At 44.0% G+C, this 15,030-nt stretch carries 18 protein-coding genes, 1 tRNA gene and 1 pseudogene; 4 read left to right on the forward strand and 16 right to left on the reverse strand.

The window, feature by feature from the left end:
• Window positions 1–304: 304 nt before the first annotated feature.
• The 10 genes and pseudogenes from AC27G9_RS05170 to AC27G9_RS05215 all read right to left on the reverse strand — a co-directional run bounded on the left by AC27G9_RS05170 (window position 305) and on the right by AC27G9_RS05215 (window position 5,668).
• Window positions 305–778: a DUF3592 domain-containing protein gene (locus tag AC27G9_RS05170; protein ID WP_487071711.1), complete on the reverse strand. Its 474-nt coding sequence runs from the start codon at window positions 776–778 to the stop codon at window positions 305–307.
• 89 nt (window positions 779–867) lie between these two features.
• Window positions 868–1,200, reverse strand: coding sequence for a hypothetical protein (locus AC27G9_RS05175; protein WP_487071713.1), 333 nt, complete (start codon window positions 1,198–1,200; stop codon window positions 868–870).
• A 141-nt stretch (window positions 1,201–1,341) separates the two neighbouring features.
• Entirely contained in the window at window positions 1,342–1,719 is a 378-nt protein-coding gene (locus AC27G9_RS05180; RefSeq protein ID WP_487071715.1) for a hypothetical protein, read from the reverse strand.
• A 128-nt stretch (window positions 1,720–1,847) separates the two neighbouring features.
• Window positions 1,848–2,270: a hypothetical protein gene (locus AC27G9_RS05185; RefSeq protein ID WP_487071717.1), complete on the reverse strand. Its 423-nt coding sequence runs from the start codon at window positions 2,268–2,270 to the stop codon at window positions 1,848–1,850.
• Window positions 2,271–2,390: 120 nt separating this feature from the next.
• Window positions 2,391–2,828, reverse strand: a complete 438-nt coding sequence (locus tag AC27G9_RS05190) for a DMP19 family protein (RefSeq protein WP_487071719.1) — start codon at window positions 2,826–2,828, stop codon at window positions 2,391–2,393.
• Window positions 2,829–2,947: 119 nt separating this feature from the next.
• The gene (locus AC27G9_RS05195; RefSeq protein ID WP_487071721.1) at window positions 2,948–3,259 is read right to left on the reverse strand and encodes a hypothetical protein; all 312 of its coding nucleotides are present in this window, start codon (window positions 3,257–3,259) and stop codon (window positions 2,948–2,950) included.
• Window positions 3,260–3,457: 198 nt separating this feature from the next.
• The gene (locus AC27G9_RS05200; protein WP_487071723.1) at window positions 3,458–4,021 is read right to left on the reverse strand and encodes a hypothetical protein; all 564 of its coding nucleotides are present in this window, start codon (window positions 4,019–4,021) and stop codon (window positions 3,458–3,460) included.
• A gap of 121 nt (window positions 4,022–4,142) precedes the next feature.
• Window positions 4,143–4,289 (reverse strand): annotated as a pseudogene (locus AC27G9_RS05205) (NADAR domain-containing protein); the annotation flags it as partial.
• A 403-nt stretch (window positions 4,290–4,692) separates the two neighbouring features.
• Window positions 4,693–5,169 carry a hypothetical protein gene (locus tag AC27G9_RS05210; protein ID WP_487071725.1) on the reverse strand — a complete coding sequence of 159 codons (477 nt, stop codon included), beginning with the start codon at window positions 5,167–5,169 and terminating at the stop codon, window positions 4,693–4,695.
• 94 nt (window positions 5,170–5,263) lie between these two features.
• Window positions 5,264–5,668: a hypothetical protein gene (locus tag AC27G9_RS05215; RefSeq protein WP_487071727.1), complete on the reverse strand. Its 405-nt coding sequence runs from the start codon at window positions 5,666–5,668 to the stop codon at window positions 5,264–5,266.
• A 450-nt stretch (window positions 5,669–6,118) separates the two neighbouring features.
• On the opposite strand from AC27G9_RS05215, the gene AC27G9_RS05220 reads away from it, so the two are divergent.
• Complete coding sequence (locus tag AC27G9_RS05220; RefSeq protein ID WP_487071729.1) at window positions 6,119–7,192, forward strand: hypothetical protein; 1,074 nt, start codon at window positions 6,119–6,121, stop codon at window positions 7,190–7,192.
• A gap of 1 nt (window position 7,193) precedes the next feature.
• Here the strand turns inward: AC27G9_RS05220 and AC27G9_RS05225 are convergent, their stop codons facing one another.
• Entirely contained in the window at window positions 7,194–7,739 is a 546-nt protein-coding gene (locus tag AC27G9_RS05225) for a tyrosine-type recombinase/integrase (protein WP_487071731.1), read from the reverse strand.
• Window positions 7,740–7,796: 57 nt separating this feature from the next.
• Here AC27G9_RS05225 and AC27G9_RS05230 point away from each other — a divergent pair, with 57 nt between their 5' ends.
• Window positions 7,797–7,979, forward strand: coding sequence for a transposase (locus AC27G9_RS05230; RefSeq protein WP_487071733.1), 183 nt, complete (start codon window positions 7,797–7,799; stop codon window positions 7,977–7,979).
• Window positions 7,980–8,009: 30 nt separating this feature from the next.
• Here AC27G9_RS05230 and AC27G9_RS05235 read toward each other — a convergent pair.
• Together AC27G9_RS05235 and AC27G9_RS05240 are read right to left on the reverse strand one after the other, a co-directional pair.
• Window positions 8,010–8,086: transfer RNA gene (locus AC27G9_RS05235), tRNA-Pro, on the reverse strand.
• Window positions 8,087–8,205: 119 nt separating this feature from the next.
• Window positions 8,206–8,667 carry a YHS domain-containing (seleno)protein gene (locus tag AC27G9_RS05240; RefSeq protein WP_487072063.1) on the reverse strand — a complete coding sequence of 154 codons (462 nt, stop codon included), beginning with the start codon at window positions 8,665–8,667 and terminating at the stop codon, window positions 8,206–8,208.
• Between the two features lie 104 nt (window positions 8,668–8,771).
• On the opposite strand from AC27G9_RS05240, the gene AC27G9_RS05245 reads away from it, so the two are divergent.
• Window positions 8,772–9,668 (forward strand): AraC family transcriptional regulator, encoded by an 897-nt coding sequence (locus tag AC27G9_RS05245; protein WP_487071735.1) that lies wholly within the window; start codon window positions 8,772–8,774, stop codon window positions 9,666–9,668.
• Here the strand turns inward: AC27G9_RS05245 and AC27G9_RS05250 are convergent.
• From AC27G9_RS05250 to apbC, 3 genes are read right to left on the reverse strand one after another with little or no spacing between them, the layout of a single operon-like run.
• On the reverse strand, window positions 9,658–11,031 hold the full coding sequence (locus AC27G9_RS05250) for an SLC13 family permease (protein ID WP_487071737.1): 1,374 nt from the start codon (window positions 11,029–11,031) through the stop codon (window positions 9,658–9,660). The genes AC27G9_RS05245 and AC27G9_RS05250 overlap by 11 nt on opposite strands.
• Window positions 11,032–11,052: 21 nt before the next feature.
• Window positions 11,053–11,643: a dCTP deaminase gene (gene dcd / locus AC27G9_RS05255; protein WP_487071739.1), complete on the reverse strand. Its 591-nt coding sequence runs from the start codon at window positions 11,641–11,643 to the stop codon at window positions 11,053–11,055.
• A gap of 50 nt (window positions 11,644–11,693) precedes the next feature.
• On the reverse strand, window positions 11,694–12,794 hold the full coding sequence (gene apbC / locus AC27G9_RS05260; RefSeq protein WP_487071741.1) for an iron-sulfur cluster carrier protein ApbC: 1,101 nt from the start codon (window positions 12,792–12,794) through the stop codon (window positions 11,694–11,696).
• A 110-nt stretch (window positions 12,795–12,904) separates the two neighbouring features.
• Between apbC and metG the strand changes: the two genes are divergently transcribed.
• Window positions 12,905–14,962 (forward strand): methionine--tRNA ligase, encoded by a 2,058-nt coding sequence (gene metG, locus AC27G9_RS05265; RefSeq protein WP_487071743.1) that lies wholly within the window; start codon window positions 12,905–12,907, stop codon window positions 14,960–14,962.
• Window positions 14,963–15,030 lie beyond the last annotated feature (68 nt).

The raw sequence follows: 15,030 nt of genomic DNA on the forward strand, positions 1-15,030 counted from the left end.
TTACAATTGAGTTAGGCTCCTCTGATTCGCTGTTTATACTATGTAGAGGGTACTTGCCAAAACTAACCACTTTTAAAATACACCAACCTATCCAATACCAAGGCCTCGTAATTACAGCTGTTTCAAACAATGACCAAATAATTCTCATCAGCCAACCAAGTGATTTCAATAGAAATTCGAACAATACATCCATCTTGCCGAGGTAACCTAACGCTAAGCTAACGGGCAGTGACGTAGCGGCATAATCGCGAAGCGCCGCTGCATTACTGTCCCAGTGACCGAAGGGAACGTGTTAAACGTCTTGTTATATCCAACCAATTGCCCTCCAAAAAAACCACCCGATAGGAACCCAAAAATAAAAACCAAATAACAAAAAGCCCATTGCCCCCAAATGATGATAGCCAAACCCCGGTTTTAATGTGGATTGAGAAGGGTCCTTCGGATTTACAAACACGCGGACTTTCCAATTGAGGGCAAACTCACCTAATAACTCTTCCGCTGGCTTTCGCGTACCTGTCCCTGATATTCCAAAGCCTATGGTATTTGATTTGTATTTTTTACCATTAAAAACGTACTCATATTCAATATCTGGTTCATAGGTGTCCGAATCATCGCTGTCTTTATAGGTTCTAACTTCGGATTTAGTTATTAAGGCATCCGTTTTTGCCCATAATCGTTTTCTAAAGTCGAAAATAGCAAACAATACGAAAGCAATAATGCCAACATTTACTGCTGCGCTAAATATGAATTTAATATAAAAATCTTCAGATGTTTCCATGGATATAACACTAAGCTAAGGGGCACAAATACGGCGCTATACTCCGAAGGAGCGCCGTGTTTGTGTCCCTCTTGAACGCCTTGTTATGTTCAATATATGACCCGAAGCCTATTTACATAACATTGTTGTTCAGTGTCATCAAAATTGATCGAAATTTCCTTTCCCATTGCCGCAGCGGAAAGTGCTACTGCTAACATTGATTGAAGTCCTTCGCTTGTTACCCCGTTTTTACCGACACGCACGTAGTGGTACTTTTTGTCAGCAGTACTTTGGCATTTGTCTGAGTTGGCAGAGAAAATAATGACAAATGACCCATCACTATGAGGGTAAATAGAATCAATGGTTGATGTGTGCCAATGTGATTCGGCATTTGCTTTGAGACTAAACACCAAACATAGAAAAATTAATACCGTTCGTTTCATTTTTATAATTCTCCTACTGAACATAACACTAAGCTAAGGGGCAAATGTACGATGCGATAATTGCGAAGCCGCCGCGCTTTTGCGTCCCAGCGATTGCCGCAGGCAATTGCGATTTAAGCGCCTTGTTATACGCGTGCATTTTCAAAACGCCCAAGCAAAAAAGCTACCCACACCATACCAAAGTGCAGATACAGCGACCATTACCATATACAACATTGCAAAGACCTGTACCGTAGGGATTGTATCTATAATACCTGCGGCCAAATGACTGGAGTGTTTGCTAGTACTTTTATCTGGGTTGAGCGCATTTAGCCAAACTCGTTTGGAGACTCTGAAAAAGACTTGTGCGAAGCCTCCAGCAATTATCGAAAGAATAAATGATAGGCCTTGGACTCCAGCATGGATAAGACAGGCGATGAGCGACAAGCCAATACCAAAGGTAAATATCAAATATGGTATTGATATTTTGTTTGCTTCTTCTTTTTCTTGTTGAGTTTCAGCTTGTTGTTCAATTTCCATTTATTTCATATCTCCATAAAAGCGTATAACACTAAGCTAAGGGGCAAAAGCACAGTGCGAAAATAGCGAAGCCGCACTGTGTTTTTGTCCCAGAAGCCCGCGAAGCGGGATGCAGCTAGAGCGTTTTGTTATTTGCCATTGTTTGCAAGTGCTCTGAGCTCCTTTAATTTTGGGGCGACATGATTACCTTTTCGATTAAAAAAGCCCCATGAACCGCTTGGTATAGTAACGAAATCATGTCCTTCAAGATAAATTATATACTCCAATCCGGTAAGCAAACCAAGCATACAGTTTCCAGGACTAAACGGTATTTCTTTAACGATACCAGTTGATTCTTGGGTTCCTTTAAAACTCTCTATAAGTTTATAAGTCACGAAAACGACTTCCGTTTCATTGCCGTCATGGGTTTCGACGCCTAATTCTGTTCCAATTATTTTGGCGTGAAAAACAGCTCTGGCATTATTAAATCTTTCTAACTCGGACTGTTCTGGAAAGGAACAACAGAGACATGCAGACGAAAACAGTAATAAAAAAACAGCAATAGATTTCATAATTTCCTTGGCACATAACACCCACATAAGGGGCAGTAATACGTGGACTAAAATCCGAGCGAAGCGACAGAGCCCACGTATTACTGTCCCAGCGAGCCTACGAGCGACTTAATGTGATTGTTATGTGCCACCTACCGCATTTTGCTCTGATATATATTGATACATTAGCTCAATTAAATCACAAGGACACTCATAAAACTCGGCATCTAAACTATCAAGTTTTAATGTGCCAGATTCTTCCAAGGTTTCTAGAATATTTTGGCGCTCATCTCTATTTGTCGGAGGGGTTGAATGAGGAAAATTTGCTAAGGCTGCTTTGACAATGTCAGCCGTTTCTGCAGCTCCGATTTTATGAAGTGAGGTTACTACCTGATTTGCAAAATCACCTGATGAATTCCAAAAATATTGATTAAAGCCGCCATTATTCACATCGGCTTCAAGTAACCAAACTGACAGTATTGTAGTTTCGAGATCGGATAGGCTACCTGAGCCACTTTTCTCAAGTTTTTCTATAACTGGTTCTACAAACTCAAATACTACATCTAAAGAATCAGCCATATCTTTCCTTGTGGCACATAACGCTAAGCTAACGGGCACAAATGCAGTGGTAAAATACGCAGCACCGCTGCGTTTGTGTCCCAGTGTGGCACGCAGTTACAAACGTGTTAAGCGCTTTGTTAGTTTCGTTGTTGATACTGCACATACTCCACACGTACCTTAATGCCTTTTGTTCCATAAACTGACTTTAAAACTTTTCCATTTTTTAATGCACGAATGAAATGACGGCGATGATCATGTGGCGAATTCATGGATATAACTTTGATATTGGTTATTTGGCCACGTTCAGATACGTCGAATTGCAAAACCCCATCACTATTTACATAACTACAATATGGTTTAAGGGCTGCTTTGATATTTACTGAGTCAGGTTCGAAAACAGCTTGAGTGCCATCGTAGGGACGCACTTTTGTGATGAATTCATCTAGCACAACGATGCCTTTGTCGTCACATGATCTCTCGACCCCGAACTCGATTCCAGCTAATAAGAGAAAAGTAACTAGCATTTAACTCCCCAGAACATAACGCCCCGATAGCGGGCGAATGCTTGCTGCGAAAATGGCGGAGCCGCAGCAAGTAGGCGTCCCAGCGAGCGAAGCGAGTGTGTTGATTGTTTTGTTAAGTGCCATTTACGTCTTTTCCAAAATCACTTTTGAGCAGCTATTGCAAACATTATCTTGGTACCAGAACATACTACCGATTAAGTGCTTGTGGTAAGCAATTGCTGGATACAAAGCTAATTTGATTTTAGTAATTCGCTTTTCGCAGGCAAATAGATTAAGAATCATCAAATCGTCGGACTCGATAAGTTTGTTATCAAGAGATTTGAACTCTTGATGCTCATTAAATAGTTCGCCATCGATTTGTTCAGTCCAGCTTCGATAAACTTTGAAATCAGATTCCGAATTAAATTGAAGTGTAAATTGCACTTTATCGTCAACAGTCCCAACCCAAGTGCCGACTAATTCAGAAAATATAAATTTTTTGAATTCACTCTCAAGTTCGTTAATGGCATATCGAAATTGCTCGGATAAGAACCCTGATTCGAGTGAATGACGAAAAACACTTAGAATTTTTGCGTGATAATAGTGATGATCTTGATGCGGGCTTAGTTCCATCATCAGAAATCGATGGAAGTCTGGAGCTTTCTCCTTAACCGCGTCAATCAGCGTGTCATACACATTATTCTTCATTTTTACATTCCATGTTTGTTTATGGCACTTAACGCCCCAACGAGGGGCTGATAATGCTTGGCTAAACTGTGTAGCGAAGCGGAACCGAGCCAAGCTTTAGCAGTCCCATTTTACTGGCTTGTTAGGTTTTCAATTCATCCCGAAGTTTCATCAAAAGAAACTCTAACCTATTTTTTCCTTTACCGTTAGCACCTATGCCCCAGTATTTATCATGAGGCGAATCTTCAATTAACTCTTTCTTTCCGGTACCAACTAATAAATCTCGTAAATCTTTATTCTCAAATTTTTACGTAAGCCCGCCAGTATAATTTCTTCTTTAACTTTATCCCAGTCCGGTCGAATTGGTATAGCTCTTGTTTGCCCTAAATCTTTTGCTTGTTTCGGTGAACCGCAATCTCGTATTTTGATAAATTGCTCGGTGTCGGCAAACTTCATTGCTTGAAAATAATGTTCATCGTTTTCCAGTAATGTCCGTCTAGATCAAAGCCGAACCCAGCAAAATTTTAGAGCTGATAATACTTGTCGTTTTTTGCGAAAAACTTGATGGATTTAGCCATTTCTTCCTGAAAACCTAACGCCCCGATAAGGGGTAATAGCTTGCATGTAAAAATCGCGAAGCCACATGCGAGTAACTCTCCCAGCGAGCTTTGCGAGTGAGCCTGACCGGTTTGTTAGGCTTTTTTAGTAACATAATTAAAATACAGGTATGCTGGGAGGATAAAGCTAATCCAAAAAACCGATATAAACCGCAACTCTGTCCTCTTTAAAAACAAATATTTCTCATAAGAAATCTCTTCAATCATAGTGCCATTACGAGCCAACATATATCTCCCTTCTTCAAATTTCGGTTGTCCATCGGCCAATAGCAAAAAAGAGATAATGAAAATGGCTAACATATACCACCGGATATATTTAAAGGCATTACGGACGTATTTTGGACCGCTGGATATAAGCAATTGTTCAAACTCTCCCTTTGGCAGCCTTTCGCCCCTGTTTAGTTCCGCAATTAACATTGCCCCTAGAGCAAAAAAAGCAACTACAGTCATTAACTGTGTATAGTTCGATACCGCAAAAATGCTGACACCAAGATAAGTAGTGAAATGCAAAAAGATAGATATGAAAAGAGAAACTCTTAAAAAATGAGACAATACAAACTCCGGAGCCTAACGCCGCAAGCAGAGGCTGACAAACCAGAGCGAAGCGGCAGTTTGGCAGTCCCTCTGGCTGGCCTTGTTAGCAGTTTTATATTGCATACTGGCTCATATGACTCGTGAGGTTTATTGGGATATTTGGCCAACTATAAGCGCCATTTTCTTCCCATAACTTTGAACCAGACATGAGCCCAATTTTCAATAGCTCTGCTTGCAATTGGTCATGTGGGTATATGTACCACTGGCCCTCTTGGTTGAAAGCCACGTAAATTTCTTTTCCGTTGTATTTTTTATCGAGGGTTAAACGACCCGTTAGCTGAACTTTTAAGAAGCTGTTGCCATCAATATGGCAGGCTATGAAATCAGCGCCTTGCCAATCATCATTGAGCCACATGCAATTGAAACCATAATCCGCCAGTTCGGCGGCAACTTTCTGGAAGTTGAAATTCTCCTTTTGTTTGGAATTTAAATTTCCATATTCAATACGATTAAACATGAGGCTCCTTTAACTGCTGTCAATTCAATCAACTCCAAAATGGTTTGGTTTCACGAACCGAGACGAGATTCTTGTCCATTTGTTTTTTAGTAAGGCTAAAGCATAAGGTACTGCAACAGCATACAAAATATCTATTCAGTGTTTGCTGTTCAAGTACCTTCCACTCAAAAAAGCTGCGTATCTAATTGGGCTCTGACCCCTTTTATTTGTTGGCTGCGTTTCTGTGGTGCGTAGAGGCTACACTACAGGGGAAAAAGGGCTTCATCAATGTCGATTTGGCCTCTTAGATTTTTGCACAAAAACAAACTCATCCTACCAGTCATGTTAAAATAATTTGCATCAATAAATTTTATAATGCAGTATATACATACAGTATCGTGAAGTTATGCACAATGACGATCAAAGTTGCATATTCGAACTCATTAATCAACAGAGTTAGACGAGGTGAACATGCTGCCAAGATACGCTGAACTTGATGATGCCAGACCGCTAGTATATCTAGACCAGAACGTTATAGATGCAGTAAGGAAAAAAAAGTTACTCGGCATCGTTCCTAATTTCCGAAAGGACTTTTGTGCTGTCTATTCCGATGAAACTCTCAAAGAAATAAAACGAGCAGCTGACCGAGGAGGAGATGCAAAATCTTTCCTGAATGTCTTATGCGACCTAGATGCGTATCACATAAGAAGAGTTACCGACTCAAACTTCGTACCTCAAAATGAAATAATGATTCGGTCTCACTCTCCATTCCAAATATATGACGAATTTACTGACAACCTGAATCTTGAGTACTTAATGGAGGCTAACACCCTTATCAATCAGAAGATGATGGGAGGCCTCCCTGATAGGTCGCTCGCAGATATAGAGATGCACATAGTTAACTCATTTGAGAGATTACATGGCGACATACTGAAGCCTTTAGAAAGTCTCGAAGAAGATGATGTTCCTCAAGCACTAATTGATAATCTCAGAGAAACGCTTGAGAGCAACAGAGAAGAGCAGCTAACAAAATTTCGAATTTTAATTAGGCAAAGCGTAACTGCACTGCAAAAACAGATCGACAGTAGTGAACTCTCGATACTGCATCAGTTTAGGGAAAGTCTTAGCTTAAACCCCTTACGCTTGAACAATATCACGCCCCCTAATGTCATCGAGCAAATTTGGCAGGAAGTCTTAAAGAATGAGGTTATGTCAAACACGGAATTAACAATAGAGCAGTTCTTCGGTGCAACTGAGAAAAGCCCATGTTTTCCAGAGCACGATAACGCCCCCTGCGACCACGTAGTTGGAGTGTATCAAATCCTCAATATGGTAGGTTATCACCCAGACAAGAAACCGCATGATTCAAACAGTTTTGTTAGCACCAGTAGCGACATGATGCATGCTTCAATGGGCTATTTTTGCTCAGCCATAATGAGTTGCGATGAAAAGTTCGTTAAGAAAACGTCTGCGGCTTACGAGTTTCTGAACATTCCAACCCACGTACTTCACGTTGTTGAAGAAACTGAAAAAGCGACAGAGTAAATTAAGAGCGGATTACTCTTAAACAGTCAGCTTCGTGTATCTTCTCGATATACTGCCACAGTTCGTCCTTGTTCTTGTACTTACTGTACAGGTTGTACGTCAAAGACAAGTGTTTGTGCCCTGCTAGCTTTGTAGCGATTTCTTCTGGACAACCTATCTGTTCAAGCGCTGTAGCAAAATGACCTCTGAATGAGTGTAAGTCAGTCTTGTAGCCAGTCACTTTGCGGAAACCTTTAGTCAACTTGCCAAACTTGGACGATATACTATTCACCGCTTTACTAGCGCCAATCGCTGCATTGCCAATCTCTGGGAACAGCCATGGTGACTTACCAGCTTTCTTTATGACAGCATCAACTAATGGCCGTATGACAGGACAAATGGGAACAATACGTTGTGCATTGATTGTTTTACCCTCTCGAACCTCGAAGAACATACGACCATCTAAATCAATGAATTGCTCAGTCTTTGCGAGAGCTAACTCACTGAGTCTCGTACCAAGAAAAGGCAGAAGTCTAGGCAACATATGAAGTGTATAAGGATAAGCCATCTGCCCATGTAGCCCACTCTTTACTCAACTCTCTGATTGTTGCTCGGATTCTTTGAGTTGCTTGAACAGTTACACCACAGTCCGTTGCATGCACAGGTCAATACCCTGACTTCGTGGTTACAACCTATCATCGCCATTTGGCGCTTCACAAGAAACAACGGGATCACTGAAGGCTTCCACAACAAAATGGAAATGATATCGAGAAGAGCGTATGGTTTATGGGGTAGAGCCGCCAGATAAGGCATTAAGCGTCATGAAGAAAGGATAAGTTGGTCGGTGTGAGAGGATTTGAACCTCCGACCCCTGACACCCCATGACAGTGCGCTACCAGGCTGCGCTACACACCGACCGAAAGAGCCGACAAGTCTACTTATTTTTAAAGACTTTGCAATGTAAAATACCAAATAACCGTTTGACCGATTATTTGGTATACAAAAACACGCTGACGTTGTGTGTTTTAACCGAGTTACAGGCTCTCAGCACTTACGTTTTCGATTTCTGGCCATGCTTTGTCTGCTTCGTTTAAGTGTTTTGGTACATCTTTAATCCAAGCATTGTAAACGTCTTCGTTTTTGTTCACGTAAAGTACGCCATCAACAATTTCAAAGGCTTTACCGTTTACGTCAAACTTCTTACCGAAGGTCGTACCAAATGCACAAAAACCACCGTACGCAGGTGCGTACTTTTCAGGGTTAGCTACGAACATATCGCGATGTTGTTCAGAAGAAAAACGGTAAATCGCATCGTTGTATACTGCTGTGATCTCAGCATTACCTACTACTGGCTTGCCAACAGTAAAATACGCTACTGCATCGTGACCAGCCAAGATAACGCCATTCTTGTCAGTACCTGTGTCTACGCCCGCCAATGCAAAGCTAGAAGCGAAAAGTGCAGCGGCCGCTACCGCTGATTTAAATAACGTGTTAATCGACATAAAACCCTCAATGGTGTGAATTAATTTCGAAGCAAATTGTAGGTAGTCAGGTCTAGTTTGAATATGTCCTAAACACTTGGCCTTATGTCCGATCGTCCATGAATACCATAGATAAATTACTCAGTGCCCTTAAAGTCTCTGCCAAAATATTTCACAACGGTCAGTATTGCGGTAACTGGCAAGCCGACACGTCAGGCTCGGGTTACATGAATTTTCACATCGTCACCCATGGGCACTGCTATTTTCATACTAACGCTGGCGAAACCCATCGATTGGAAAAAGGTGACATGGTATTGATGCCTACCGACAGTGGCCACTATTTAAGCCCAGTCGCAAATGACACACCTACTGGCAATACAAATAATTCCAAACCCGTTCCAGTGTCGCTTACCTCAGAAGATCCGGTACTCGTTTGTGGTTATTTCGTTCATCAACACCCTTTCGCCAAAATCCTTAATCAAGGGTTGCCTGAATACCTTGTGGTAAAAAAGCGAAACAAGGCCCAACATGGCATGTACACCAGCATGCAATTGCTGATGTCCGAATCACTCAATAAGCACGACTCGGTGCAAGTCAATTCTGTTGTCTTGGATAAAATTGCCGAATTGATATTTGTGTATGTGGCTAAAGATATGTTCTCTGATAACTCAGCGCTATTTTCAGCGATGTCACACCCGAAACTGTCCTCGAGTATTCAGGCTATGCACGACAATCCGTCTCACAAATGGTCAGTCGATGAGTTGTCTCAGTATGCGTTTATGTCCCGTTCTGCCTATGCATCGCTATTTAAATCGATTACGGGTCTCGCGCCTTTACAGTATCTAACACAATGGCGCTGCTCATGCGCGTTGCAAGATTTAACCAAAGGCAACGCCTCTATGGTCGCTATTGCAAATCGCTATGGCTATGACTCCGAAGCCTCGTTTTCAAAAGCGTTTAAACGGGTAACGGGCCAGTCACCCGGTGCGTTGAGAAATACGACGCTTACAGTGTGAAATAGCAAGCAAGGGTCACCACAGTCGCTACAATCAAGTTAAGCGTGAAGCCTTCTCTTGCCATGGTTTTGATATCAAACTTCTCAGTTGAGTAGGCTATTGCGTTCGGCGCTGTCGCCACTGGCAGCATAAACGCGCAACTGGCACTGATTGCCGCTGGCACCATTAAAATGCGAGGGTCGACTCCTACTGCCACACCTGCAGTCGCTAGCACGGGCATCAACAAGGTTGCTGTTGCAGTGTTGGACGTGATCTCGGTAAGAAACGTCACGAACAAGCAAATCGAAAAGATCAGTGCCAGAATCGGTAACGTAGACAGGCCCGTCATCCACTCCCCCATCAACGCACTCAGTCCGGATGCGGTAAAGCCTTTGGCAATACAAATACCACCAGCAAACAGCAATAACATGCCCCATGGAATATCGTTGGCTGTTGGCCAATCGAGCAAACGCTGAGCTTTGCCATCTTTTGTTTCGCCGTTAGTCACTAGAAACATAGCCACAACCCCAACCATTGCAATGGTGCTATCGCCCACGGTAGTTAAGCCTAAAAAGCCTGTCCAGTAAGGGCGAAAAATCCACGCCAATGCCACAGTCCCGAATATCATCAGTGCCCGTTCTTCCGCCACGGTCCAAGCACCAGGTGCAGGCAATGAAATATCCCCCACGACTTTTATGCCACGAGTCAACCACATTGCCATCAGCGGCGTCGCAACCAGTACAATGGGCACGCCTGTTTTCATCCACTCTATGAAGTTGTATTCGACGCCTTGTGTTTCCTCATACACACTCATAAAAATGATATTGGGTGGTGTACCAATTGGTGTACCTACGCCGCCAAGGCTAGCCGCATAAGCAATACCTAGAATCAATGCAATGGCAAATCTGGGGTTGTCTACCGCATTAATAATGGCGATAGCCATGGGCAGCATCATAAGCACTGTAGCTGTATTGCTCACCCACATGCTCAATAGCGCCGTGGTTAACATAAAGCCCAGTACTAACTTCAAGGCACTGCCCGACCCGGTCAGCTTGAGCATATACATAGCAAATCGTTTATGCAGATTGGCCCTTTCCAGCCCTTTCGACAGCATGAAGGCACTCATGAGTAGCAAGATTACATGGCTACCAAACGACGACGCGGCCTCTTTGTGGCTGATGACTCCAGCCAGCGGTAATAAACCAAAGGGAATAAGCGAGGTAGCGGGAATTGGCAAGGCTTCGGTTACCCACAACACTGCAACAAAAAGCGTGATGGCTGCTGTAGAGACAATGGGCATGGGTTGGCCAACGCCCCAAAGTACCGCGCCTAGCAGTGCCGAGCTTAACAAGGCTGCAACAACAATCAGTATTTTCTTTTCCACAGGTTCCCTCCCCGCTTTTTATTATTTTTGTTCGTCAGCAGAAATACGGCTGGCGACGGCACCGTCTTGCCCTTTGTATTTGGCGTCTTCTCTAGCGTTGTATGGCTTTTCAGCTGGGCTCGATAACGTCTCAAAACTCATCGCGCCAATCTTCATCATAGGTTTGAGCGCTAGCGGCAACTTACCACTGTTATAAAACTCAAGTACGATGTTGCCAGACCAACCTGGATCAATACGATGGGCCGTTACGTGAACCATTAAGCCCAACCTAGCCAACGAGGAGCGGCCATCCAACCACCCAACGATATCGTCTGGCAACGTCACAGATTCGTGCGTAATCGCCAATGCCAATTCTCCGGGGTGCAGGAAAAAGGACTTATCTTCAGCCAACTCTATTTCATCGCTCATGACCGAGTTTAACGCCTCTTGCACTTGGGCTTTGGGGCCACTTAAATCGATGTAGGGCGCGGCGTGATCTTCAAATACGCGAAACTTGTTACCCAAACGCAGGTCAACCGTAAGACCACTGATCTTCGAGTAGTCAGGTGTGGGGTCAATCACAATTTTGCCGGATTGAATGTGCTGGTAAATATCGCGGTCGCTTAAGCGCATGGTGTTCTCTCTGTTCTTGTTTGACGGGCATTATGCTAGCCCGCCTTGTTCTAATCAATATTGTTTATGCCGATGGGGTCACCCTTGATGTGGGTATCGCCCGACTCGCTTACAGGCACCTGAATGCTGAGTGCCAATGACACACTGCGTGCGACTTCCCGATAAATGTCAGCATACTCACTGTTTGGCATCGCCACCAGTAACGGTTTACCGCCGTCAGCATGCTGCCGAATATCGATATTCAGTGGTAATTGCCCTAGCAAAGGCAAACCGTGTTCTTGCGCCAAATGTTGGCCACCATCTTTGTCGAAAATGTGGGCTTTATCTCCGCATTTAGGGCACAAGTAGTAACTCATGTTTTCAATAATGCCCAGCACTGGGGCCTTTACCTTTTCAAACATGCTGATGCCTTTTTTAGCATCAATTAACGCTAAGTCTTGAGGCGTTGTGACCACCACGGCAGCGGTCAGTGGGACTTGTTGCGCCATCGATAGTTGAATATCACCGGTACCCGGTGGCATATCAACAATCAAGTAATCTAACGTCGGCCATAAGGTTTCGTTGATAATTTGTGCCAACGCTTTACTCGCCATCGGCCCGCGCCACACTGCGGCATCCTCGGCCGGTACTAAATAGCCAATCGAGTTAGCGACTAAGCCGTATGCTTCAGGTGGCTGCATGTGTTTATTGTCACTGCTACTTGGCGTGACCTCAGGATTACCAAGCATCACTGGTATCGAGGGCCCATAAATATCGGCATCGAGTATGCCTACCTTCGCTCCTTCTTGCTGGAGCGCGTAGGCCAAATTTACCGATGTTGTCGATTTGCCAACACCGCCTTTGCCTGATGAAACCGCAATAATATTACGCACGTTCTTAACCGGCGCTACCTTGGTTTGCCCACTGGCAATTTTCTGTGTGATGCGAATGGCTAGTGGGCTAAGCCCAGCCTCTTGCCAAAGATGAGTAATGGCGCTTTTGACATCATTGTGCTGGGTAGCGCAACAAAATGGAAAGGTGATAACAAATTCGTCATTTTGTTCACACCAAGTCAATGCGGTGGCGTCATCAGTCTCGAAAAAGGAACTCAAAAATGCCGCTGCAAGGCCAATATAATCTTTAGGTTTTGTGCCGCGTTTAGAAAAAAACATACAATATGAATACCTGTTTGCAGATTATTTGAATTACGTAATGCAAAAAAGTGGCTTTTCGGCTAGTATTTGCAGCCATTTTACATCGTAGAGCAAACGTATAACTCACTATGTCTGAACACAGCCAGTCAACGGTTAATCAAGACCAGCGCCGAATCCTGGTCACAAGCGCCTTACCATACGCCAATGGGTCTATTCATTTGGGCCATTTGCTAGAACATATCCAAACAGATATTTGGACTCGTTTCCAACGCCTGCGTGGCCACGAATGCTACAGCGTTTGTGCTGACGACGCGCACGGTACGCCAGTCATGCTAAAAGCGCAAGAGCTGGGCATCACCCCAGAGGAAATGGTTGCTCGCACCCGCGCTGAACATCACCAAGATCTGCAAGATTTCCACGTTAGTTATGACAACTACTATGTCACGCATTCGCCGGAAAACGAAGCACTGTGCTCAGATATCTACAACAAGCTAGATGACGCCGGTTACATCAGCAAGAAAACCATCAATCAGTTGTTTGATCCTGAAAAAGAAATGTTCTTGCCGGATAGATTTGTAAAAGGCACCTGCCCCAGCTGTGGCGCCGAAGATCAAAATGGCGATAGCTGCGACGTATGTGGAGCAACTTATAGCCCAACTGAAGTGAAAAACCCGCGCAGTGTGGTATCGGGTGCGACTCCAGTATTAAAAGAATCAGAGCACTTCTTTTTCGACTTGCCGCAATTTGAAGGCATGTTAAAAGAGTGGATCCGCAGTGGTGCTATCCAAGAAGAAATCGCCAACAAATTGCAAGAGTGGTTTGAAGACGGTCTGCAGCAATGGGATATTAGCCGTGACGCGCCCTACTTCGGTTTTGAAATTCCAGGCGCACCTAACAAGTTCTTCTACGTATGGGTAGATGCACCGGTTGGTTACATGGCAAGTTTCAAAAACTTCTGTGACCAAAATGATGTCGACTTTGACCCGTTCTGGCAAGAAGGCACAGACACAGAGCTTTACCATTTCATCGGTAAAGACATTACTTACTTCCATTGCTTGTTCTGGCCTGCCATGCTGGAAGGTGCGGGTTACCGCAAACCAACGGGCGTTAACATTCACGGTTTTGTTACGGTAAACGGCGCTAAGATGTCAAAATCTCGCGGTACCTTCATTAAAGGCCGTACGTATTTGGATCATTTGAATCCTGAATACCTGCGCTACTATTTCGCTTCTAAGCTGAGCGATGGCGTAACTGACATCGACCTAAACTTTGAAGACTTCGCGCAAAAGGTCAACTCTGACTTAGTCGGTAAAGTGGTCAATATCGCTAGCCGTTGTGCAAGCTTTATTACCAAGCGTTTTGACGGCAAGCTATCCGCCAATATACTAGAGCCAGAACTCATGCAGCAGTTCCACGATGCCGCCGACGGCATTGCTGAGTTGTTCGAAAAACGCAAATATAACCAAGCCATTCGAGAAATCATGACCTTAGCTGACAAAGCTAACCAATTTATCGATGCGAATGCACCTTGGGTAACGATTAAAGACGAAACCAAACAAGCGTTTACGCATGACGTATGCTCACTGGGCATCAACATGTTCCGCATATTGGTGGCATACCTCAAACCGGTATTGCCAATTCTTGCGGGCAAAGCAGAAGCCTTTTTGAATGATGAGCTGACGTGGGAAAGCACACAAACGTGCTTAACCGACCACCCGATCAACAAGTTTAAAGCGATGATGCAGCGTGTAGATATGGAGAAAATTGACGCCATGGTTGAAGATTCAAAAGAAAGCTTACAAGCCGATACTGCGCCTAAGCTTGACCCGAATAGTCCACTGGCGAAAGATCCTATCAGCGATACTATCTCTTTTGATGATTTTGCTAAGGTCGATTTGCGCATTGCGAAAATCGCCAACGCTGAGCATGTTGAAGGCGCGGACAAACTGCTTCGTTTGCAGCTTGATCTTGGCGGTGAAACCAAGCAGGTTTTTGCAGGCATCAAGTCCGCTTACAGCCCAGAAGATTTGATTGGCAAGCACACCGTAATGGTGGCTAACCTTGCCCCGCGTAAAATGCGTTTTGGTATGTCTGAAGGCATGGTTTTGGCAGCTGGCCCGGGTGGCAGCGACCTATACATTCTCGAGCCTAATGACGGTGCGCAGCCTGGTATGCGCGTGAAGTAGCAATAGCCAATTTACATTAAAAAAGCCGACGTAACGTCGGCTTTTTTATGGCTAGCACATGGCTAAAT

Source organism: Alteromonas sp. 5NS40-0096, assembly GCF_057544385.1.